Origin of the sequence: Streptococcus sp. 27098_8_82 (assembly GCF_041431615.1) — a bacterium.
Classification (GTDB): domain Bacteria; phylum Bacillota; class Bacilli; order Lactobacillales; family Streptococcaceae; genus Streptococcus; species Streptococcus sanguinis_K.
On the sequence record NZ_JAPVYB010000003.1, the window covers coordinates 242638 to 265311 of the forward strand.

Genomic DNA, 22674 nt, shown 5'->3' on the forward strand with positions numbered 1-22674 from the left:
TATGAGTCAAGCAAAAGTTTATGTTATTCATGAAAATTTGGAGTGGACCCAGCACTTGGTCAAATGGCTAGAGAAAGACAAGGTGCCTTATGAACTGTGGGATTTGTCAAGTGGGATCTTAGATCTGCAGAGTCCGCCCCCAACAGGAATTTTCTACAATCGGATGTCTGCTTCTTCTCATACGCGTGGACACCGCTATGCACCGGAATTTACAGAACAAGTTCTAACTTGGCTGGAAGCTCACGGTCGCAAGGTCATCAACGGCAGCGGGGCTATTAATCTAGAAATCAGCAAAATTAAACAGTATTTGAAGCTTTCTGAGGTTGGAATTGCTTATCCAGAGACGGTAGCCGTTTTGGGACAGGAGAATATTCTTGAGGCGGCTAGAAAGCTTGATATTTATCCCCTGATTACCAAGCATAATCGGGCTGGGAAAGGTTTGGGAGTGCAGCTCTTCAATAGTGAGGCAGAGTTAGAAGCCTATGTAGACAGTCCTGCTTTTGAGCCTTCTGTGGATGGGATCACTCTGCTTCAGGCCTATATCAAGCCTGCGGATGGTCGCATTCGTCGTTCGGAGTTTATTAACCAGAAGTTTCTTTATACGGTGTCCATTGATTCATCAGATGGCTTTCAGCTTTGTCCGGCAGATGGGTGCCAGATTGGGCAAAAGCCTGCTCAGTTGGAAACATCGGATAAGTTTCAAATCACGGAGCCGCTGCCTGCTAGTCAAAGACAGGCTTATGAAACCTTTCTATCTCAGGCTGGTATTGATGTGGCAGCTATTGAGTGGGTAGAGTCGGAGGCAGGTCAGATCTATGTCTATGATGTGAACACCAATACCAACTATAATCCGACAGCAGAAGAAAAAGCAGGAATTTTTGCTCATCAGCACTTGGCAGAATATCTAAAGAACGAGCTGGCCGCATCCTATTCAGAATAAATTTAAAACAAACAAAAGCTTTCCGTTTAGGAGGCTTTTTGTTTGTTCTTCGTTTCCAAAATATGACATCTGTCATTTTGTTTTTGTGACAAGCGTCAGGTGAAGCGCTTACAAAAATTTGTTATATTTAGATTATTGAGATTGCTTCTTTTTTATAAAGGAGTTAGGTGCTAAATGAGGTGTTCATTTTGAACAAGAAAAGGTGAAAGGAGTGCCTTATGTAGAAGTAAATTTGGTTGTGAGGAGTCTGATTTTATTTTTAGAATATTGAGGTGTGTCATGAAAAATCATCAGGAAAAAGTGTGTAAAAATTGGTTTATGAGAAAAAGCGGCAAGCGTTGGGTGTTTGGGTGCGCCCTGCTTGCTTTTGGAGCTTTCTTGTTAGATGGTGGCGGAGTGGTTTATGCGGATGAGGGGAAGGCTAATCCAGCCCCTGCTCAGTTCTTGCAGACTGATTCATCAGCTGTCTCGGAGCCTGAGAGTGAGCAAACAGCTGCTTCTACAAGGAATGCCGATAAGACAGAGAACATTGTAGCTGGGGAGACTGCTGCAACTGTAGCGACGGAAGCAGGTAGTCAGGATGCAGCAGTAGAGTCGGCTAATCGAAAGGCTGATAAGGAAGATCAAGTCACAGCAAATGCTAAAGAGAGCAAACAGGAAGAAGACGAACAGCCAGTAACGAAGGAAGTTGCTTCGGAAAAACTCCCTGCCGCAGAGACTGTAGATAAGCAGTCAGGCTTCAATACTAATTTGGCAGAAGCCAAGGGAGACAAAAATGGAGTTTGGGAAGTCCGGGAGCAAGGACTTTATAGTGATGCCAGAGGCAAAGGTGATAGTTTTCTTTACTCTCAAAGTCAGGGCAAGGATTTTGTTTACTCAACGGATGTAACTTTCCTCAGTAAGGAAGGGGCGGCAGCCCTCATTTTCCGCAGTAATAATAATCCGGATGACAAGAGCAGCTATGCAGTTAATATTGATGGTGGTAGCAACAATGTGAAGTTTTGGCGTTGGCAAGGCGGGCGTGACTATCAGTTTATCAATGAAAAACATATCGAGCCAACGGATGATAATAAATATCGACTCAAGGTCGTTTCTATCGGCTCTTGGGTATCCTACTATGTCAATGATATTCTAGTGGCCAGCTCAGGAGATTACACGCTTCAGAGAGATGATAAGGGGCAGAATACTTATCTGTCAGAAGGTTATTTTGGCTTACTTAACTGGAATAGCGAGCTGCTTTTTCAAAATACCTTTTATAAAGAAATCACTTCTCAGTCTAATCCTGAGTTGGAGGATATAAGGGTGACTTCTTCGGTTGGGAAAGTGGAACAGAAAGGTCAGTTTAGTGCTCCTATTACCATCCAGTATGTCAAGCATGATGCTGAGACTGTAGACTTGACCGTCGTAGCAAAAAATCCTGCTGCCAAGGTAAGCGTGACCGATGCTGCAGGTAGGGTTTATAGTGATTTGAAGAATATTCCGCTGGCAGTGGGGGCAAACTATCTGACTGTAACCAGCACTGTGACGGATGCGGATGGGCAGGAGGTCAGCCTAACTTACCGGCTCAATGTCCATCGTCGGCAGGCAGATGAGATTTACTACAATGAGCTCTATCGCGGTCAGTATCATTATTCGGTCAAGGACGGTTGGGCCAATGATCCCAACGGGCTGGTTTATTACAAGGGAGTCTATCATTTCTTCTATCAGTTTTATGACGATACCAAGTGGGGGCCTATGCACTGGGGCCATGCGACCAGCAAGGATTTGATTCATTGGGAAGAACAGCCGGTTGCCTTTTATCCGGATGCTAATGGGGCTATGTTCTCAGGATCAATAGTAGCAGATACCACCAATTCCTCTGGTTTGTTTGACAATGACCAGGGCGGTTTAGTCGCACTGATTACTGCCGACGGAAACGGTCAGCGCATTAAGTTAGCCTACAGTAAAGATGAGGGCCGGACTTGGACGAAGCTTGATCAAATTGCAGCTGACTGGACGGATGATCCACTGCAATCTCAAGATTTTCGTGACCCTAAGGTCTTCCGTTGGGAGGGCAAATGGTTTATGGTCGTTGCAGGCGGACCGCTGAGAATTTATTCGTCTGATAATCTGCGTAATTGGAAGGTGGAGTCAACTTATGCGGATCTCCATACGGAGTGCCCAGATCTCTATCCTCTACTGGCAGACGATGGCAGCCTTAAGTGGGTCCTGTCTCGTGGCGGGCGCTCCTATAAGGTCGGTGATTTTAGACAGGTGGAGGGCAAGTGGACTTTCGTCCCAGAGGCTGAGTTTGCTCAGGCTGATCAGGTCATGAACTTTGGTAAAGACTCTTATGCGGCCATGACTTACTACGTTCAGGACTTTGGCAGCAAGGCTAATCCAACCCTACCCGACATTATCGCGTCTAACTGGATGAATACCTGGGAGGACTACTGTAATCTGGTAGCCGATACCGTCGGTCAGAAGTTCAACGGCACCTTCAATCTTAACCTCAAACTAGGCCTTATCAAGCAAGACGGCAGCTATCGGCTGACTCAGACGCCAATTACAGCTTATCAGTCTCTGCGTCAGGAAGACAAGGCTGTGTTGTATAAAGACGTGGAAGTTAGTGAGAAGAATGAGCTGTTGAAAGATTTTTCCGGTGATCAGTATGAAATTGTCTCTACTTTCCAGCCGAGTGAAACGACCAAGAAAGTCGGTTTTAACCTACGGGTTGGAGATGGAGAAGTGACTAGAGTTACCTATGATTTAGAAAAGGAAACTCTCTCTATTGACCGCAGCCGGTCCGGCATTCTTCTCAGTAATAAATTTGCTCAGGTGGATAGTCAGTCTGTCAAGCGCAATGCGGATGGCAGCATAGATCTGCATCTCTACGTAGATCGCTCCAGCCTAGAAGTCTTTGCCAAAGGATATACTGTAGCGGGTGCCAATCAGATTTTCCCTGCGCCAAATAGCCTTGCGGCTAGTGTTTTTGTAGAAGGTGGTGCTGCTAAGGCTGACATTGCTCTTTATCCGCTGAAGGGCATCTGGGAAGACAAGCAGGCAGTGACCAAACCACTGGAACTAGTGCAGGCTTCTCCTGTAACAAATAATATTTATGTCGGTGATACTTTGGATTTGAAAGCATATATCATGCCAGCAAGTGTCTCTCAAGCGGTCAGCTGGAGTGTGGATCAGCCAGACTTGGTCTCTGTCACGGAAGATGGCAATAAGCTGCGAGTGACTGCTCTGCAAAGGGGTGTGGTCAAGGTAACGGCGACCTCTAAGGAAAATCCAAGCCTTTCCAAGGTCTTCACCATCAATATCAGCCGCAATGACTTTAAGACCAATGTTCCAGATCTAAAAGCTGTTTCCGGTAAGTGGTATGTCGACGGTGAAAGCCTCTATAATCAGAATACCAGCGCCAATGATTATTATATGGGAGATCAGAAGATTCCTTTCTCTGAGTATAACTTGGATGTGGATCTCAAGTATCAAAAAGGCTTGATTAATATTTTCTATGCGTCTGAAAATGTTGATCCTCGCAATGCTTATTCTATTCAATTTGGCGATAATGATAAGATTCGACTTTACCGCTTTATGGGAGAGACGATTGCAGAAAGTAGCATGAATGGCAAGCATCTTGATGACAGCCAGTTCCACCATGTTAAGCTAGTGAAAACTAAAAATGGTGTCAGTGTATCTGTGGATGGTGTAGAATACCTGAACCACCAATTTGATACGGTTGAGCCTTATTATAATGATGCCTACGTCGGTCTGGGACTCTGGGATGGGGACTTGGAAGCGCGTAATTTCTTTGTGACCAATCTTCATGCGCCAGCAGTTAATAAGGCTTCTCTGCAGAAAGTGGTAGACAGTACGGCTAGTCTAGATCCAAGCCTCTACACAGATGAGACAGTTCAGGCTTACCAGGCAGCCTTGGCTCAAGCTCAGTCTCTCTTGGCAGATGAAAAAGCGGAGCAGGCGGATTTAGATAGAGCAGAGCAGGAACTGAAGACAGCTCTTGCTGCTCTGGCTGTGAAACCAAGTCATCAGGTCACTCCGGAAGAAGGGATAAAGGACCTAGTGGAAGAAAAGCCTTTCTTAGAAGTCATAATGGAAGAGATTGCATATCAGACTCGAGAACAGGAAAATCCAGAACTGGAAAGAGGACAGAGGAGGATACTTGTAGCTGGCCAAAAAGGTCAAAAGCGAGTCTTTGTAGAAGTCTTGAACGGTCAGCGAACCATCCTCGGTCAGGAAGTGCTCTCTCTAGCAGTTGACGAACTAGTAGAAGTTGGAAGCAAGGTGGTGGCTGAAAGTGCTAAACAGCCTTTGACAAGGACCCAGCCTCAAGCTCTGAAGCAAGGTGAGGAAGGGAAAGTTATTCCGTCGCCAAGATTGCAGCCAAATTCAGATTCAGCTCTGCCTAAGACTGGCACTCAAGAAGATAAGTTTCTGCCTCTGGCTGGTTTAGCTTTTCTGGGAATGGGGCTTCTAGCTGGAAGAAAGAAGCAAGAAGACTAAGGTGCTAAGCAATGGTTATTTGCACATAAAAAGGATGGGGTTTTCCCGTCCTTTTTTGATATAATTATGGCTTGCGAAATGATTCTTTTTTGGCTGAGCATGCTCTAGTATCTGGCAAGAAATTTCGCCACATCCATCTTCCTCTTTTTTTACTCCTCTATCCGAACTTGCATCCGGATGAACATATCGCGGTGCTGCTCCTGGAGTTGTGGCTGTTCATGAATCACCTCGCAGATATAATCGCCCACAGGAGTATATCCAGCTTGGGTCAGAGCTTGGTGAAAATGCGGCAGAGCTTTAAGTTCATCTGCAAAGGAAGAGCAGTAAGCAACAGCATAATTTCCTGCCGGCAGCAATATTCGATTTAAGTGAGGGAGTTCATTGGGAGTATGATGGAAGAGACAGAGTTGCTTGGAAATCCATCTTTCTTTTTGGAAATCTTCTTGTTTCATAATGGAGCCAACACGACTGAAATGGGTGAAAAAAGGACTGTAACGCAGGATTTCTTGTTTGAAGCAGCGGAGAGCAAGTTCGTATTCCTCACTTTTCATTTGATAAATATTTTGATCGATTTCAAAAGTAAGCAGCTGCCGTTCAGGAAAAGTTTGGATTTCTAGTTCTTGCTCGCTCTGTTTTTCGCCATAGATACGGGCACCAGACCGAAAGATTTCGATTTCTTGGATTTGTTTTTCTAAATTCTCTTTTTCCTCTAGAAGGCGCTGATAGCGCTCCTCGATAAGCTGGTGCAGTTGAAAATGGTCTTTCTCAGATAGGATTTCTTTGATGTCTTCAAGAGAAAAATTTAGTTGACGCAGGTACTGAATGGAGTCAACCAGAGAAGATTGATTGATGTGGTAGTAGCGATAGTTGGTTTCTGGATCGACTTTATAGGGTTTTAAAAGACCGATTTGGTCATAGAATCGTAGAGTTTGGATGGAAATCTGATTTATTTGGGAAAACTCTCCGATACGCAAAATTTTTTTCATTTTTTAAAAACCTCTATTGACTCTCTAGTTACTAGAGATATTATACTATAATTGTGAAAATAATAACAATTAATGGAGGGTTTGCCATGAGAAATACAAAAATTCGTGCTGTCCAGTATGGCTGCGGCAAGATGTCTAAAGTGATTTTCAAGTATCTGCTGGATCACGGTGTAGAAATCGTCGGAGCTATTGATAACAATCCAGCTGTTGTAGGGCAGGATGTTGGTGATTTTGCAGAGTTAGGCTATAAGACTGGTGTCCTGATTTCTGATAATGCTGAACGTGTCTTTGGAGAGTGTGACGCTGACATTGCCATTGTCACCATTGCTTCTTATATGCCGGAAATGTATGATTTTTTTGAAACAGCCATCAAGCATGGAGTTAATATCATCACGACCTGTGAGGAAGCCATCTACCCTTGGACGACGTCGCCATCCGAAACAAACCGCTTGGACAAGCTGGCTAAAGAATATGGTGTCACTGTAATGGGCTCAGGCATGCAGGATATTTACTGGATTAATATGCCTTGCCTGGCTATGTCTGGCCTTAATCGCATTCAAAAGGTGAAAGGGATTGTCAGCTATAATGTGGAAGATTATGGTCTGGCTTTGGCAGAAGCGCATGGTGCTGGTTACGATTCAGAGCGATTTGAAAAGGAAATTGCCAGTGCTGAGAGTCTGCCGTCCTATATGTGGAATGCTGCTGAAGCTATTTGCTCTAAGATGAACTGGACCATTCAGGATATTTCGCAAAAGAGTGTTCCTTACATTTTGGATGAAGATGTTTATTCTGAAACGCTGGGACGCACAGTTCCAGCGGGGCAAGTAACGGGTATGTCAGCTGTGACAACCATTCATACCCATCAGGGAATTGAGTTAGAAGTAGAGTGTATTGGCAAGGTCTATCGTGAAAATGACGGCGATATGTGTGATTGGGAAATTACTGGTGAGCCAAATCTAGTCTTCTCAGTCAGCAAGCCTAATACCGTAGCCTTGACCTGTGCCACTATCGTCAATCGAATCCCTTCTGTGTTAGACGCACCGGCAGGTTATGTAACCTCAGAGTTGGCGCGTGACTTGGCCTATCCGACTTATCCACTTCATACCTATGTGGAAAAATAACAAAGCTTATAACTAAAAATACACCTCCCGCATCAATTGGGAGGTGTGTTTTTAAGTATTAGTTTTCCTTTTTCTTTAAAAGTAAGAGTCCAGCTGCCCCTGCGATTAGGAGTCCAGCTAGAGCAAAGCTAGCAGTTTTTTCTTGACTGCCGGTCTGCGGAAGGGGCTGACTCTTGTAGGTCAGGACTACCGTTTGAGCCGGTGGATTCACTGTAGCAGGCTTCCAGTCAAGGACAGTCTGACTTGGCGCTTGATAGGTTGGATCAGGTGTCGCAGGACTTGGGAGGTCTGTCAGTTCGGCCAACTGGCTGCCAAAGATAGCATTTGAGATCCAACGGTAGAAGTGAACAGGGTGAAGCCGGTTGGTCGGATTGCCAGCATAGACAAAGAGAGGTTGTTCTTTATAAGTGCCGGCAATGGCTACGACTTTGTTGGCCAGTTGTTCATTGCCAGACCACCAGCCAGCGATGTAGAAGTCACTGCCAGCAATGCTGGCAAGAGTCCTAAAGTTGGCAGGAATCTTAGCAATCCAGTTACCAGAGTTGGAGTAAAAGAGTCCATCCTTCTTGTAGCCGCTGGTCAGCGGGTCTTGGTCTTGAATAACGGCTTTCATCAATCCTTCATAGTCACTGCCGTTCTTGAAGCGCTCAGCGTCAAATCCATCTAGGACACCTAGTTTTTCCAAGCGCTGCATAGCAGAACCTCCGACGACGATGGTTGGCTTAAGTCCGACAAGAGACTTGTCATAGTTGTTGCTTTCAAGAACTATGACGTCCGCTTCTTCTGGGCTGTCGACGATTTCAAAGCCCATATTTTTCAGAGCCAAAGCAGTGTGAGCTGGTGAGTCCACACCTGCCCAGTAAAACTGATGCAGCGGTGCGTAGACCTTGAGAGGCTTCAGAGTCGGTCCTTGTGGAATCTTATAAAGGGCGTCACCGTAAATAGCATAACGATCTAAAAGGCTGGTAAAGGTCGGTGTATCAACGATGTAGCCGTCATCTGTCAGGTAGACCTTCTTGCCTTCAGCAAGAGCTTGGTTGACGGCCTTGACCGCGCTCTCAGACGTATTGGCAATGACGTAATAAGGCGCTTTATGATCAACCTGACTGGTACGTGCAGCACGGAGGGCTGTCACCTCGCCTAGCTTGCCTTCAAAGAGCTTGTCGCCAAAGACTGGCTGGGCTTTGAAGCCTTTCATATCAGGGAAATTGACAACCAATTCCGCATACATGGCAGCCCACTTGGATTCATTTGAGCCTTTGTAGAGGACATGGTTGGCATAGCCACGCTTGGCCTGTGCCATATCGACAACCAAATCACCTTTTTTATAGTTGCCGCTGTCTTCCTTGAGTTCTTTGACAAGGACACCGTTGCGCTTGAAATAGTCAATCATATTAAAGGCTTCTTGGGTATCGTTGTCCTTGTCCACTCCCGTTGGGATGACATAGTAGTCTGGGAAGAATTTTTCTTGGCCTTTTTTAATCCGGCCGACGACCTGACCATCAGGTCCGACGAGTTCATTTTCTGCCTTAGGATCTTCGACTTTATTGATACCGCGCAGGTAGAAGTTGAGGCGCATCTCCATGAGCTTGTCTGGGTTTTGGGCTAGATAGTCAAGGCCTCCTAGAACTGCGTAATATCCAGCCTTGTAGGACTCTTGATTGCCCTCGGGAATTTCGATGGTATGTCCCAGGATGCCATGGTACATAGAATAAACCGCTGTGTAGCCGGAGAAGGAATCGTCCCATCCGTCTCCCCAGTCCAGTTTTGGGATGATGTATTTGTCGTAGCTAGAGTTTGCAACGCCGGCCCGCCCCATATGATGGGCATTGTCCAGCATGAGGTCGGCTAAAAGGTCATATTCAAAGTTAGGATCGTGAGGCGGGGTTGCTGGCTCAATCAGGAATTCCTTGACAAAGCCGTGAATATCATAGAGGGCAATTGGGTTCCATTTGTTAATCAATCCAGCAACGGTGCGGGTTTCAGGATTGGCTTGGTAGCCAGTATCTCGGTTAGGGTCAAGGCCATTGGCCAGAGCCCGAGTGTTGAGGACATCGCCGTCAGGGTTCTCCGTAAAGTCAAAGAGGAAGATAAACTTCTTCAGTAAATCTTGGATTTTGAGAGTAACAAGTTTTTCAGAACCATCGGCAGCGGTTGTTTTGAAGCTGACTTGGTCTTTGGTGGCAAAGGTCTTAAATAGACCTGTGATAATATCAATAGCAGGCTGTTCATCAGCGTGGGTGTTGTTAATGAGCACAGGCAGTTTATAGTCTAAGTTGCCATTTTTGAGAGCTGCCAGCATTTCTGCTGGTTTGGTCAAGGCCTGCGGATTAGTTGTGCTGAGGTAGTCGTCGATGCTCTTTTGGTCAGAACTGATGATACCCAGCTTGATATCGCGCCCCTGAGCGCTCTTTCCAATGTTCTCAATCTGTACCAAACGATCTGTTTTGGCATCCTGTCTGCTTTTTTCAATAGATGCCAGCATCTCCTCATGGCTGTGGAAGTCTTCATAAGGACGCAAGACGATATTTTTGCGAATAGTCAGGCTCAGGTCCTGGCTCGTACCGACCAGTTCATGGCTGCCAATGAAGTTTCGATAGGTCCGGCGGATATTATGGGGAGAGCGAAGGCTGAGATCGTCTCCGAAGAGTTTTTGAAACTGCAAATTCAGATGAAGGTCGTTACCGTCGACCTTTTCCTCAATTGTGACAAAGGGTTGGCCGGTAAAGGTGCCGCTGTCCATATTCCAGGTTTTCCAGTCGGCTATTGGTTTATTGTCCAGAGTCCAAGTCAGCTTACCCGCCTGAGAAGCCTGTCCTTGGACGGTTTCCTTGAACTCTGCAGGCTCGGACATATAAACGGTACTGTCGGCCAGCTGGGTCTTGGCTTCCTCAGAAGCAACTGCTCTTGTTTGAGCTGCTGCAGAGACAGCTGGATTGTCCGCTGCAGGAGCAGGAGTCTGTTCTTTTTCTCCTGTCTGATTTGGAGCAGCTTCTGTCGCAGGAGTTACAGCCTCTACCTGATTGGTGGCTGGCTGTGAGTCGGTACTGTTCTGCTGGTCAGCTGTGGCCTTGCCCTGAGCTAAGACAGCCATCAATACAGCGGCTGATAAACTCAAAGCCTGAGTATAGAGACGCTTCTTGTATGAATCGTTCATTAGGAAATCTCCTTTGTGTAAAACATTCTATATTTAGTATAACAAATATCGAAAACGCTTTCAAACAAAAATAGAAAAACATACAAAGATGTTCAAAATAGTTTCTCAGGTGAATTGCTGAGCATATGAGAATCTTCCTTGTTTCAAGTGCTATTTGCAATATCCGAACCTTCTGCCTTTATTTTCTGAAATAGTATACAAAATCCTCGAATTTATGCTACAATGAGACAAACTAAAAATGATTGGAGCCAAGCATGAAAGCAATTATTACCGTTATCGGAAAAGATAAAACAGGGATTGTAGCCGGAGTTTCCACTAAGATTGCGGAGCTGGGGTTGAATATTGATGATATTTCCCAAACCGTTTTGGAGGAATATTTTACCATGATGGCCTTGGTGTCCAGCGATGAAAAGCAAGATTTTACGGTCCTTCGCAATGAGTTTGAAGCTTTCGGCCAAGAGCTCAATGTCAAAATCAACATTCAAAGTGCAGCCATTTTTGATGCCATGTACAATATCTAAGGAGTGAAGGATGGATATTAGACAAGTAACAGAAACCATTGCCATGATTGAGGAGCAGAATTTTGATATTCGGACCATCACCATGGGCATTTCACTTTTGGACTGTATCGACACAGATATTGATCGGGCAGCGGAGAAGATTTACCAAAAAATCACGACCAAAGCGAAAGACCTGGTGGCAGTTGGGGATGAAATTGCTGCAGAGCTTGGGATTCCTATCGTCAACAAGCGGGTATCTGTGACTCCGATTTCTCTGATTGGGGCAGCGACAGACAGCATTGACTATGTTCCATTGGCCAAGGCTTTAGACAAGGCGGCCAAGGAAATCGGTGTTGATTTTATCGGTGGTTTCTCGGCCTTGGTTCAAAAGGGCTATCAAAAAGGCGATGAAATCCTCATTAATTCTATTCCACGTGCTTTGGCTGAGACGGATAAGGTCTGCTCCTCTGTCAATATCGGCTCAACCAAGACTGGCATCAATATGACGGCAGTTGCGGATATGGGGCGGATTATCAAGGAAACGGCCCAGCTTTCTGACATGGGGGCGGCCAAGCTGGTCGTCTTTGCCAATGCGGTAGAGGATAATCCTTTCATGGCAGGCGCCTTCCATGGTGTCGGTGAAGCAGATGTGGTCATCAACGTTGGTGTTTCTGGGCCAGGTGTTGTCAAGCGGGCCTTGGAAAAGGTCCGTGGTGAGAGCTTTGACGTGGTCGCTGAAACGGTCAAGAAAACGGCCTTCAAAATCACTCGTATCGGTCAGTTGGTCGGTCAGATGGCCAGCGAGCGTCTGGGCGTCAAGTTCGGGATTGTTGACTTGAGTCTGGCTCCAACACCAGCGGTTGGGGATTCAGTGGCCCGTGTCTTGGAAGAAATGGGCTTGGAAACAGTCGGCACTCATGGCACGACAGCTGCACTTGCCCTGCTCAATGACCAAGTCAAAAAAGGCGGTGTCATGGCTTGCAATCAAGTTGGTGGTTTGTCTGGTGCTTTCATCCCTGTGTCAGAAGACGAGGGCATGATTGCGGCTGTGCAAAACGGCTCGCTCAATCTAGAAAAGCTAGAAGCTATGACAGCTATCTGCTCGGTAGGTTTGGATATGATTGCCATTCCAGAAGCGACACCGGCTGAAACCATCGCAGCCATGATTGCGGATGAAGCGGCGATTGGAGTTATCAATCAGAAGACAACAGCTGTGCGGATTATTCCGAAAGGCAAGGAAGGCGATATGATTGAATTTGGCGGGCTCTTGGGAACAGCTCCGGTCATGAAGGTCAATCAAGCTTCGTCTGCTGCCTTTATCGCGCGGGGCGGTCAGATTCCAGCGCCTATTCACAGCTTTAAAAACTAAAAAGCTAGATTTGAAACAGTTTTTAAGAAAGCAGCGTAAAGGACAGTTATTCAGTTTCCGAGTAGGAGTTTGCGGGATTGAATCTAGCTGGATGCTTGAAATGTAGGGGATTATAAGGAGATTGTTTAGGTTATGAATAAAAGAGAGCTAGCTGAGCTGGCCCTTGATTTAGGTTTGGATTTTGATAAAGAGAGCGGCATTATATATGGCCGTAGAAGGGATTATGCTTTTTATCTAGAGACCATAACAGATGGCGATGAATTTGCGATTTTTTTCTCGGTCAGATGTGAGCAGGGCTATATCGGTCGAGATACCTTGGAAGCTCTGATCAACGATTCCGAGGTTTTGATTGATTTTGAGAGAGCTGGCTATTGTCTAGCCTGTCAGATTTTGGCTGATCAGGATCGGGATCTGCTGCCGGATATTTTGGAGGAGGCTATCGAGGACTGCACCCGCTACTTTGAGGAGCAAGGGCTGGTTAGCGCCTGTGAAAAAACCGGTGAAACCGGAGATGTGGACTTGTATCAGTTCAAAGGAGATTGGCTCTTTCTCACGCCATCTAGCTATGAGCGGATGGTCTCCATCTCGCTGGATAAGGCGACAAAGCGCTCCCTTCCTCATCAAAATCCGCAGAAAATACATTATTTTCTGGGTGTTCTCGGAGCATTCTTGACGAGCTTACTTGGTGCATGTCTTGTCTTCTTTCTGACAGGTGCATCCTTGGCCATGGGCTTCATATCAGGTTTTACACTGCTATTTAGCATTGCTTGCTATGAAAAGTTTGTCAAAGGCATTTCTGTTTTAGGAATTGTAGCAAGTTTCTTTTTTACTTTAGCGATGAGTTTTGTAGCTGTTCAAATCGGCTATGCTAATTCTTTTTATCAAGGGGAAGGCAATATTTTGCAAGCCATTATCGCTATTAATAAAGCGGCTCTATCCGGACAGTTTGGTCTTAATTATTGGCTCCATTATCTGTACATTATTCTTGGGTGTGTCAGTGCCGTCAAAGTTCATATTAAGTCTCTATAGTTGATTAGATGCTGACTTCACGGTGAGCCGCTGTCTATCATGATGAGGAAGCGTGTTCTCCCTCTTCTTTATCTAAAGAATACGAAGGCCTATACTATAATAAACAAAGGAAAAATAAAAGAGGTAAACTATGTCAAAAACAAGACTCTATGTTATCCGTCATGGCAAGACCATGTTCAATACTATCGGCCGGGCTCAGGGCTGGTCTGATACCCCGCTGACTGCTAAAGGCGAGCGCGGTATTCGTGAGCTGGGCATCGGATTGCGAGAGTCGGGTTTGCCTTTTGTCAAGGCTTTTTCCAGTGATAGCGGCCGGACCATTCAGACCATGGGGATTATCCTAGAGGAGCTGGGCCTGACTGGCCAGATTCCCTATCGCTATGACAAGCGCATCAGGGAGTGGTGCTTTGGCAGTTTTGATGGTGCTTATGGTGGTGAGCTCTTTCATGGTGTTATCCCACGAGTTCTTAAGACGGATAATTACAAAGAACTCAGTTGGCCAGATTTGGCGAATGGCCTGGTAGAAGTGGATTCGGCAGGTTGGGCTGAGCCTTGGGATAAGCTTAGCGGTCGGATTTTAGAAGGATTTGAAGCCATTGCTAGAGAAGTAGAGTCCTCAGGCGGTGGCAATGCTCTGGTCGTCAGCCACAGTATGACCATTGGTACTTTGGCTTATCTGGTTGATGAGAATATCACGAAAAATCCTAATGTCGAAAATGGCAGTGTCACAGTGCTGGAGTATGAAGATGGCCGTTTTACCATTCAAGCTTTGGGCGATGTGTCTTACCGTCAGGTCGGCGCAGCCATATTAGACCGAGAAAACCAAGAATGAGTAGGAGTTTTGAAACTCCTGCTTTTTGCTTTGAAAGCCAGATGGCGCCAATTTCTTCATAAAATGGTATAATATGAAAAGAACAACGGAGGAAATGAAATGGCAAAAACAAGATTATACTTGGTTCGTCATGGCAAAACCATGTTTAATACTATCGGCCGGGCTCAAGGCTGGTCTGATACCCCATTGACTGAAGTTGGGGAACGTGGCATTCATGAGTTGGGCATTGGCTTGAGAGAAGCTGGGCTTGATTTCAAAATGGCTCGTTCCAGCGACAGCGGCCGGACTATTCAGACCATGAGCATTATTCTAGAGGAACTGGGCCTGACAGATCAGATTCCTTATACCTTTGACAAACGGATTCGCGAATGGTGCTTTGGCAGTTTTGATGGTGGTTATGATGGAGAGCTCTTTATGGGTGTGATGCCCCGGGTTTTCAATATTGAGCACGTTCATCAGCTCAGCTATGCTGAGTTGGCAGAAGGTCTTGTAGAAGTCGATACAGCAGGCTGGGCAGAAAATTGGGAAAAACTCAGCGGCCGAATCTGGGAAGGTTTTTCAGCCGTAGCTGAGGAGCTGGAAGCTGCTGGCGGCGGCAATGCTCTTGTAGTCAGCCACGGCATGACCATCGGAACCTTTGTCTATCTAATCAATCGAACTCGGCCTCATGGTTTGGACAATGGCAGTGTGACGGTTATAGACTATGAAGACGGTAAATTCACAGTAGCTTGCGTCGGAGACATGTCTTATCGAGAGGTCGGTGCCAAAGTAATGGAGGAAGAAGTTGAAGCGCGCTAAACATCGCAAAGAAAAGAGAAAATCGAAGTCTAAGAAGATTGGGTTAACGCTTTTGTTGTTAATCGTCTTGTGTCTGGCAGCTGGAGGAACGGCGATTTATTTCCGTCCGTCCTTGTTACAAGATCTGCTTGCAAAGATTCAGTTTTCGGGTTCGTCTAGCAGTTCTGCTACGAAAGGCTCTTCTGGCTCAGAGAGTTCGCAGTCTGATTTGCCCAAGGTTTCTTCTGCTGACTGGAATTTGATTTTGGTCAATCGTGACAACCAGCAAGAAGAAAAGACACCTGATCTGACTCAGATTGGAGAGGTCCAGGTGGACAGCCGTATTGCTGAAAATACTCGGCAATTTCTAGCAGCAGCCCAAGCGATAGCTCCTGAAGAAACTTTAATCTCTGGCTATCGCAGCCGAGCTGAGCAGGAAGAACTCTATAACGAAAAAGTTGCTGGGGAAGTTGCCAAAGGCTTGTCGAATGAAGAAGCAGTCAACATCGTGCTGAAGCAAGTGCAGCTTCCAGGAGCCAGTGAGCATCAAACGGGCTTGGCTATTGATATGAGCGCTCCAGAAGGCCAGGAGGATGAATTGGCAGCCAAGATTGCGGAGCTAGCTCCCCAGTATGGTTTTGTCCTTCGCTATCCGGATGGCAAGAGTGATATTACCGGAGTTGACTTTGAGAATTGGCATTACCGCTATGTCGGTGTGGAGAATGCCCAGTATATGCAGAAGCACAATCTGGTTCTGGAAGAATATATCGCCCTGCTCAAGGCAGCGGGGAAATAAACAAGTAAGTCAGGATTTCCTGGCTTTTTTTATGCTGATTTATCAGGATGCAGGTCTCTAATCCTTTTAGCTTCTGATCAAATCAGCTGCAAGTATTGATAGATAAAAATGAATTACTTTTTGTAAAAAAATATTTATAAATCCTTGACAACTATATCGGACTGCGATATAATTTTTTATATCAAGGTTCGATATATCGAGGTGAAAGTGAGATGAGAAGATGAGTGGATTGACAGAAAAGCTTAGGAGAGTCTATGTGCCAATGACAGAGACAGGTTTTTATATCCTCTTCTGTCTTCAGAAAGAAAGGCATGGCTACAGTATTACTCAAAAAGTCAAGGAGCTGACAGAAGGACAGCTATCTATCAGCCCGGGGACCATGTACGGGACCTTGGCAAAGATGGAAAAAGATGGTCTGATTGCCTTTGTTCGTGAGGAAGAAAAAAGAAAGCTCTACCAGATTACAGAACTTGGACAGAAAATTTTGGGCTTGGAAATCCAGCGGATTGAGCGCCTTTACCGCAATAGTAAGGAGGAAGTTTGATGGAAAAGAAGATTGTCTATAAAATCTTTACCATTGCAGACTATGACAGAGAAGCAGCTTATTTTAAAAAAATGCACAGTCAAGGCTGGAAATTGAAGAAAGTAAGTTATTCTCCCTTTCTTGTTGCAGTTCGTTATACATTTGAAGCCTGTCCGCCTCAGGAAGTGGCCTATCAATTGGATTTTCGCCCCATAAAGAAGGCGGAGCAAGAATCCTATTATCAACTGTTTGAGGATTGTGGCTGGGAGCATATTACAAACTTTAATCAGTTCTCTTATTTCCGCAAGCCAGTTTCTCAGCTTGATGCAGACAGCGATCTTGAAATCTATAATGACGCATGGTCTAAGCTAGAAATGGTCAAGCGTTTGCTTGTATGGCGATTTTTGCCAGCCATCATGGTTTTGTGTGTCACGACTTATCTCATTCTAGATATTTCCCAGAAAAGTTTGAAAGCAAGTCTGTTATTCAAATCAATCTTAGCAATAGACTGTCTTATATTGCTCATTCTGTTCTGTCAACTGGTCCATATTGCCTTGCGTTTTTGGAAAATGAGGCAGGAACTGAAAGATTGATTGCAGTTTTGTTAAATACTGTTGTGAAAGCGAGGAAAACAATGAAAAAGACCATTATTGAAGTGCAAGGCTTGAAAAAGAAATTCAAGGAACAAGAAGCCTTAGCAGGAATCGATTTTTCCATCCGAGAGGGAGAAATCTTTGGCTTCCTAGGACCATCTGGATCTGGTAAAACGACGACTATCAATGTCTTGACTGGTCAGTTGTCTGCAGATGCTGGGACAGCTCATGTGCTGTCTGCACCGGTTGAGGATTTAAAGGCAGAAGTGCTGGAGCAGATTGGGATTGTCAGCGATGGCAGCGGTTTTTATGAAAAGATGTCACTTTATAAAAATCTCAAAGCCTATGCTATGCTCTTTGGTGTTAAGATGACAGAAGTCGATGAACTTCTCCGAAAAGTGGGGCTTTATGATAGTCGCAACAAGGTGGCTGAAAAACTATCTACGGGTATGAAGCAGCGCATGTTGCTGGTCCGAGCCTTGATTAATCGACCTAAACTGCTCTTCTTGGATGAGCCAACCAGTGGTTTAGATCCGTCAACCTCTCGCACCATTCACGAATTGCTGCTGGAACTAAAAGCTCAGGGGACAACTATTTTTTTGACGACTCATGATATGCAAGAAGCTACCCTCTTGTGTGATCGCTTGGCCTTGCTAAGTAAAGGAAAATTAGTCGAAGTGGGCAGTCCGCATGAGATAATCCAAAAGTATAATACAGATAAGAAGGTTCGTTTAGAATATGAAGATTTGACGACGAAGACAGTTACCTTTGATGAACTGCAAGGTGGTTTGGATTTGTCCAACGTTATCAGTATTCATTCCTGCGAACCAACTTTGGAAGATGTTTTTATCACGTTGACAGGAGGTACCTTAAATGTCTAATAAATTCAAAGGTATGATTTGGCTGAGAGGTCAAGTGACACTAGCTAATAAAAGTATTCTATTGCAGGTTTTTATGCCGATTTTCCTCATTTTTCTCTATAAATTTATTTTTTCTCTGAATGGAGCAGGTAAGGAAATTGGAGTGGATAAACTAGCTATTATGTTGCTTACGATCTCTCTGCCTTTCTCTCTAGCCATGTCTGTTGGAACACCCATTATTATAATCTTAGCTGAGGAAAGGGAAAAACGTAATTTGCAAAGTTTGCGCTTGGCTGGTGTGACAGCGGGTCAATACATTCTCTCTGCTTTAATCTGGCCTGCGATTATTGGGATTTTTTATATCGTTATTACCCCACTTTTGGTGGGAGCCAAGCTTTCTAATCATCTGTTCAGCTATAGTTTGGTTCTCTTATTGACCATGCTGGTCTTAATTTTCTTCTTTTTAATGGTTGGTCTGTTTTGTAAAAATCAGGTCATGGCACAATCTCTTAGTGTTCCAGCCATGCTCTTGGCGGCATTTATTCCTATGTTTTCAAATATGAGCGAGGATTTATTTAAGGTGCTGCGTTATAGCTTTATGGGCCTCTTTACTAGTTATATGAAAGATTGGTCTCATTTCCATTTATGGAGCGGAGAATTCTTGGCTCTTGTAGTTTGGCTGCTTCTTTTTTCAGGAATTTCTTTCTATTTGATGCGCCGTTTGCAAATCTTGGACGACTAATCTAGGTCGCTAGACCGATTTTTAGCACTCTTGTAAAAAGAGTGCTAATTTTTTGAGTTTTTGTCTTGACTTTGGAGTAGAAGAGTGTATAATAGAATCATGAGTTAGCACTCGAGGTGGCTGAGTGCTAATTGACAGCAGAATCTTTATTGGAGGTGATGCCGTGGTCACGGAGCGTCAAAATGAGATTTTGAATTTGATTATTGATATCTTTACCAAGACTCACGAGCCGGTCGGCTCCAAAGCCCTGCAGGATTCTATCAATTCCAGTAGTGCCACCATCCGAAACGATATGGCAGCTTTGGAAAAGCAGGGGCTTCTGGAAAAGGCGCATACGTCCAGCGGCCGTAAGCCTAGCGTGGCTGGTTTTCAGTACTTTGTCAAGCATTCTCTGTCCTTTGATCGTCTCGCTGAGAATGAACTTTATGAGGTTATCAAAGCCTTTGACCATGAGTTTTTCAACTTGGAGGACATTCTTCAACAGGCAGCGGACCTTTTAACCAAGCTCAGTGGATGCACGGTTGTTGCACTGGATGTAGAACCCAGTCGGCAGCGTTTGACAGCTTTTGACATCGTTGTGCTCAGTCAGCACACGGCTCTGGCGGTCTTCACCTTGGATGAGTCCAATACCATCACTAGTCAGTTTATGATTCCGCGCAACTTCTTAAAAGAAGACCTGGATAGGCTTAAAGGCCTAGTAAGGGAGCGGTTCTTGGGACAGACAGTGCTGGACATCCATTACAAGATTCGGACGGAAATTCCGCAGATTATCCAGCGCTATTTCACTACGACGGACAATGTCATCCAGCTTTTTGAGCATATCTTTGGTGATATTTTCAAGGAAAATGTGATTCTGTCTGGCAAGGTTCAGCTCTTGGAATTCTCAGACCTGACGGCCTATCAGTTTTTTGATGACCCGCAGAAAGTAGCATTTGAAATTCGCGATAGTTTGGCTGAAGATCAGATGCAAAGCGTGCGCGTGGCAGACAGTAGAGAAAGCTGTTTGGCTGATTTGACACTGATTTCCAGCAAATTCCTGATTCCTTATCGAGGCTTTGGAGTGCTGGCAGTTGTCGGTCCGGTCAATCTTGACTACCAACGACTGGTCAGTCAGATGAATGTCGTCAACCGCGTGCTGACTATGAAACTAACCGACTTCTATCGTTACCTTAGCAGTAATCACTACGAAGTCCACTAAATATAGTATAAATATTCCTAAAAAGGAGGTGCCTTGTGGCAAAACATAAACAAGAAGAACATCCAGAAGATGTGGAAGTAAAAGAGGAAGCTGTAGAAACAGCTGAGCAAGCTGAATCAGTAAGCCCTGAAAAATCAGAGTTAGAACTAGCTAATGAGCGGGCAGAAGATTTTGAAAACAAATATCTCCGCGCTCATGCAGAAATGCAGAACATCCAGCGCCGAGCAAATGAAGAACGCCAGCAGCTGCAAAGATACCGCAGCCAGGATTTGGCAAAAGCTATTTTGCCTTCGATAGATAATCTGGAGCGCGCGCTTGCCGTTGAAGGTCTGACAGATGATGTCAAAAAGGGGCTGGAAATGGTGCAGGAAAGCTTGATTCATGCTCTCAAAGAAGAGGGCATCGAAGAAATTCCAGCTGACGGAGCTTTTGACCATAACTATCATATGGCCATTCAAACAGTTCCAGCTGATGATGAGCACCCAGCTGACACTATAGCGCAGGTCTTCCAAAAAGGCTACAAACTTCATGACCGTATCCTGCGCCCAGCAATGGTAGTGGTCTATAACTAGGCTAGAAAACTTGAAAAATCTTGTCCGAAACGACAATAAACTATGAAGAAAGATAAAAAATTGTTCAGCTTTGCAATAGTGAGCGAAGCGAACCAAAGACGATACTCTTCGCCGTGGCGCTATTCGCGCAAACTTTGAGACCTTAGGCTCAAAGTTTAGTCAAAGAGATTGATAAAGTCAAGCTCTGACGGCGCCGCCACCTAAGAAGAGTACCAAAAAGAAAATAGAATATAAAATTTAAGGAGAAAAACATATGTCTAAAATTATCGGTATTGACTTAGGTACAACAAACTCAGCAGTTGCAGTTCTTGAAGGAACTGAGAGCAAAATCATTGCAAACCCAGAAGGAAACCGTACAACACCATCTGTAGTGTCATTCAAAAATGGTGAAATCATCGTTGGTGATGCGGCAAAACGTCAAGCAGTAACAAATCCAGATACAATCATTTCTATTAAATCAAAAATGGGAACATCTGAAAAAGTAGCTGCCAATGGCAAAGAATACACTCCGCAAGAAATCTCAGCTATGATTCTGCAATACTTGAAAGGCTATGCAGAAGAGTACCTTGGTGAAAAAGTAAGCAAAGCGGTTATCACAGTTCCAGCTTACTTTAACGATGCACAGCGTCAAGCGACTAAAGACGCTGGTAAAATCGCTGGTCTTGAAGTAGAACGTATCGTCAACGAACCAACTGCAGCAGCGCTTGCTTATGGTCTTGACAAACAAGATAAAGAAGAAAAGATTTTGGTCTTTGACTTGGGTGGCGGTACCTTTGACGTTTCAATCCTTGAGTTGGGTGATGGTGTCTTTGATGTATTGGCAACTGCTGGTGATAACAAACTTGGTGGTGACGACTTTGACCAAAAGATTATCGACTACATGGTGGCTGAGTTCAAGAAAGAGAACGGCATCGACTTGTCAAATGACAAGATGGCGCTTCAACGCTTGAAAGATGCAGCTGAAAAGGCTAAAAAAGATCTTTCTGGCGTGACTTCAACTCAAATCAGCTTGCCGTTTATCACAGCCGGGGACGCTGGACCTCTCCACTTGGAAATGACTCTGACTCGTGCTAAATTCGACGATTTGACTCGTGACTTGGTAGAGCGCACTAAAGAACCAGTTCGCCGTGCTCTTTCTGACGCAGGCTTGAGCTTGTCAGAAATCGACGAAGTAATCTTGGTTGGTGGTTCAACTCGTATTCCAGCTGTTGTAGAAGCTGTTAAGGCTGAAACTGGTAAAGAGCCAAACAAATCAGTGAACCCTGACGAAGTAGTTGCCATGGGTGCTGCTATCCAAGGTGGTGTCATTACTGGTGATGTCAAAGACGTTGTCCTTCTTGACGTAACACCATTGTCACTTGGTATTGAAACAATGGGCGGCGTCTTCACTAAGTTGATCGACCGCAACACAACAATCCCAACTTCTAAATCACAAGTCTTCTCTACAGCAGCAGACAACCAACCAGCCGTTGATATCCATGTTCTTCAAGGTGAACGCCCAATGGCAGCAGACAACAAGACTCTGGGACGTTTCCAATTGACAGATATTCCAGCTGCTCCTCGTGGAATCCCTCAAATCGAAGTAACATTTGACATCGACAAGAACGGTATCGTATCTGTTAAGGCTAAAGACCTTGGAACTCAAAAAGAACAGCACATTGTTATCCAATCTAACAGCGGCCTGACTGACGAAGAAATCGACCGTATGATGAAGGATGCAGAAGCGAATGCTGAAGCAGATAAGAAACGTAAAGAAGAAGTTGACCTTCGTAACGAAGTTGACCAAGCTATCTTTGCGACTGAAAAGACTATCAAGGAAACAGAAGGCAAAGGCTTCGACGCAGAGCGTAACGCTGCCCAAGCTGCTCTTGATGAACTTAAGAAAGCGCAAGAAGATAATAACTTGGACGACATGAAAGCGAAATTGGAAGCTCTCAACGAAAAAGCTCAAGCGTTGGCAGTGAAACTCTACGAACAAGCTGCTGCGGCTCAACAAGCCCAAGCAGGAGCGGAAGGAGCTGAAAACGCAGGCTCAACTAAAGCAGACGACGATGTTGTAGACGGAGAGTTTACTGAGAAATAGGCGGTGAGACAGAACTAAAAATTGAAAGTTTTTAGTTCGTAGTCGAACCCCCGCGAGGATGATTAGGATTTTTGGGAGTCTGAAAGACGA

The 22674-nt window shown here is 45.0% G+C and carries 18 protein-coding genes; 16 read left to right on the top strand and 2 right to left on the bottom strand.

Annotated features, from left to right (window positions below; translation table 11 throughout):
• Position 1: 1 nt before the first annotated feature.
• Entirely contained in the window at positions 2 to 940 is a 939-nt protein-coding gene (locus O3627_RS07385; protein ID WP_185756123.1) for a RimK family alpha-L-glutamate ligase, read from the top strand.
• Between the two features lie 279 nt (positions 941 to 1219).
• The gene (locus O3627_RS07390) at positions 1220 to 5446 is read left to right on the top strand and encodes a GH32 C-terminal domain-containing protein (protein ID WP_343092194.1); all 4227 of its coding nucleotides are present in this window, start codon (positions 1220 to 1222) and stop codon (positions 5444 to 5446) included.
• A 149-nt stretch (positions 5447 to 5595) separates the two neighbouring features.
• Here O3627_RS07390 and O3627_RS07395 read toward each other — a convergent pair whose 3' ends face one another.
• Positions 5596 to 6432 (bottom strand): helix-turn-helix domain-containing protein, encoded by an 837-nt coding sequence (locus tag O3627_RS07395; protein ID WP_049553376.1) that lies wholly within the window; start codon positions 6430 to 6432, stop codon positions 5596 to 5598.
• An 86-nt stretch (positions 6433 to 6518) separates the two neighbouring features.
• Between O3627_RS07395 and O3627_RS07400 the strand changes: the two genes are divergently transcribed.
• Entirely contained in the window at positions 6519 to 7553 is a 1035-nt protein-coding gene (locus O3627_RS07400) for a dihydrodipicolinate reductase (protein ID WP_049553375.1), read from the top strand.
• 58 nt (positions 7554 to 7611) lie between these two features.
• Here O3627_RS07400 and O3627_RS07405 read toward each other — a convergent pair whose 3' ends face one another.
• Complete coding sequence (locus O3627_RS07405) at positions 7612 to 10710, bottom strand: LPXTG-anchored zinc carboxypeptidase (protein WP_371621327.1); 3099 nt, start codon at positions 10708 to 10710, stop codon at positions 7612 to 7614.
• A 254-nt stretch (positions 10711 to 10964) separates the two neighbouring features.
• Between O3627_RS07405 and O3627_RS07410 the strand changes: the two genes are divergently transcribed.
• The 13 genes from O3627_RS07410 to dnaK all read left to right on the top strand — a co-directional run bounded on the left by O3627_RS07410 (position 10965) and on the right by dnaK (position 22584).
• Positions 10965 to 11231: an ACT domain-containing protein gene (locus tag O3627_RS07410; RefSeq protein ID WP_002917734.1), complete on the top strand. Its 267-nt coding sequence runs from the start codon at positions 10965 to 10967 to the stop codon at positions 11229 to 11231.
• Positions 11232 to 11241: 10 nt separating this feature from the next.
• Positions 11242 to 12579 carry a PFL family protein gene (locus O3627_RS07415; RefSeq protein WP_002917733.1) on the top strand — a complete coding sequence of 446 codons (1338 nt, stop codon included), beginning with the start codon at positions 11242 to 11244 and terminating at the stop codon, positions 12577 to 12579.
• Between the two features lie 132 nt (positions 12580 to 12711).
• Positions 12712 to 13608 (top strand): hypothetical protein, encoded by an 897-nt coding sequence (locus tag O3627_RS07420; protein WP_343092192.1) that lies wholly within the window; start codon positions 12712 to 12714, stop codon positions 13606 to 13608.
• A gap of 130 nt (positions 13609 to 13738) precedes the next feature.
• A complete protein-coding gene (locus O3627_RS07425) occupies positions 13739 to 14440 on the top strand; it encodes a histidine phosphatase family protein (protein ID WP_125382525.1) in 702 nt (233 codons plus the stop codon).
• 99 nt (positions 14441 to 14539) lie between these two features.
• Positions 14540 to 15238: a histidine phosphatase family protein gene (locus tag O3627_RS07430; RefSeq protein ID WP_343092095.1), complete on the top strand. Its 699-nt coding sequence runs from the start codon at positions 14540 to 14542 to the stop codon at positions 15236 to 15238.
• Positions 15225 to 16013, top strand: a complete 789-nt coding sequence (locus O3627_RS07435) for a D-alanyl-D-alanine carboxypeptidase family protein (protein WP_223310342.1) — start codon at positions 15225 to 15227, stop codon at positions 16011 to 16013. Before O3627_RS07430 ends, O3627_RS07435 begins: the two co-directional genes overlap by 14 nt.
• Before the next feature lie 220 nt (positions 16014 to 16233).
• On the top strand, positions 16234 to 16557 hold the full coding sequence (locus O3627_RS07440; RefSeq protein WP_111675323.1) for a PadR family transcriptional regulator: 324 nt from the start codon (positions 16234 to 16236) through the stop codon (positions 16555 to 16557).
• Entirely contained in the window at positions 16557 to 17129 is a 573-nt protein-coding gene (locus tag O3627_RS07445; protein ID WP_111675324.1) for a DUF2812 domain-containing protein, read from the top strand. The genes O3627_RS07440 and O3627_RS07445 overlap by 1 nt, the downstream gene beginning before the upstream one ends.
• A gap of 41 nt (positions 17130 to 17170) precedes the next feature.
• Positions 17171 to 18010, top strand: coding sequence for an ABC transporter ATP-binding protein (locus O3627_RS07450; RefSeq protein ID WP_223310341.1), 840 nt, complete (start codon positions 17171 to 17173; stop codon positions 18008 to 18010).
• Entirely contained in the window at positions 18003 to 18731 is a 729-nt protein-coding gene (locus O3627_RS07455) for an ABC transporter permease (protein WP_343092096.1), read from the top strand. The genes O3627_RS07450 and O3627_RS07455 overlap by 8 nt, the downstream gene beginning before the upstream one ends.
• 163 nt (positions 18732 to 18894) lie before the next feature.
• Positions 18895 to 19929: a heat-inducible transcriptional repressor HrcA gene (gene hrcA / locus O3627_RS07460; RefSeq protein ID WP_011837494.1), complete on the top strand. Its 1035-nt coding sequence runs from the start codon at positions 18895 to 18897 to the stop codon at positions 19927 to 19929.
• Positions 19930 to 19964: 35 nt separating this feature from the next.
• Positions 19965 to 20501, top strand: coding sequence for a nucleotide exchange factor GrpE (gene grpE / locus O3627_RS07465; RefSeq protein WP_002908021.1), 537 nt, complete (start codon positions 19965 to 19967; stop codon positions 20499 to 20501).
• Positions 20502 to 20754: 253 nt separating this feature from the next.
• On the top strand, positions 20755 to 22584 hold the full coding sequence (dnaK, locus tag O3627_RS07470; RefSeq protein ID WP_371621328.1) for a molecular chaperone DnaK: 1830 nt from the start codon (positions 20755 to 20757) through the stop codon (positions 22582 to 22584).
• Positions 22585 to 22674 lie beyond the last annotated feature (90 nt).

Excerpts from the sequence above, each read along its gene's own strand:
- O3627_RS07420 (WP_343092192.1), top strand. The coding sequence starts at position 12,712 with ATGAATAAAAGAGAGCTAGCTGAGCTGGCCCTTGATTTAGGTTTGGAT.
- O3627_RS07395 (WP_049553376.1), bottom strand. The coding sequence starts at position 6,432 with ATGAAAAAAATTTTGCGTATCGGAGAGTTTTCCCAAATAAATCAGATT.
- O3627_RS07410 (WP_002917734.1), top strand. The coding sequence starts at position 10,965 with ATGAAAGCAATTATTACCGTTATCGGAAAAGATAAAACAGGGATTGTA.
- O3627_RS07450 (WP_223310341.1), top strand. The coding sequence starts at position 17,171 with ATGAAAAAGACCATTATTGAAGTGCAAGGCTTGAAAAAGAAATTCAAG.
- O3627_RS07390 (WP_343092194.1), top strand. The coding sequence starts at position 1,220 with ATGAAAAATCATCAGGAAAAAGTGTGTAAAAATTGGTTTATGAGAAAA.
- O3627_RS07445 (WP_111675324.1), top strand. The coding sequence starts at position 16,557 with ATGGAAAAGAAGATTGTCTATAAAATCTTTACCATTGCAGACTATGAC.
- O3627_RS07430 (WP_343092095.1), top strand. The coding sequence starts at position 14,540 with ATGGCAAAAACAAGATTATACTTGGTTCGTCATGGCAAAACCATGTTT.
- O3627_RS07405 (WP_371621327.1), bottom strand. The coding sequence starts at position 10,710 with ATGAACGATTCATACAAGAAGCGTCTCTATACTCAGGCTTTGAGTTTA.
- O3627_RS07455 (WP_343092096.1), top strand. The coding sequence starts at position 18,003 with ATGTCTAATAAATTCAAAGGTATGATTTGGCTGAGAGGTCAAGTGACA.
- O3627_RS07440 (WP_111675323.1), top strand. The coding sequence starts at position 16,234 with ATGAGTGGATTGACAGAAAAGCTTAGGAGAGTCTATGTGCCAATGACA.
- O3627_RS07385 (WP_185756123.1), top strand. The coding sequence starts at position 2 with ATGAGTCAAGCAAAAGTTTATGTTATTCATGAAAATTTGGAGTGGACC.
- O3627_RS07425 (WP_125382525.1), top strand. The coding sequence starts at position 13,739 with ATGTCAAAAACAAGACTCTATGTTATCCGTCATGGCAAGACCATGTTC.
- O3627_RS07415 (WP_002917733.1), top strand. The coding sequence starts at position 11,242 with ATGGATATTAGACAAGTAACAGAAACCATTGCCATGATTGAGGAGCAG.
- dnaK (WP_371621328.1), top strand. The coding sequence starts at position 20,755 with ATGTCTAAAATTATCGGTATTGACTTAGGTACAACAAACTCAGCAGTT.
- O3627_RS07400 (WP_049553375.1), top strand. The coding sequence starts at position 6,519 with ATGAGAAATACAAAAATTCGTGCTGTCCAGTATGGCTGCGGCAAGATG.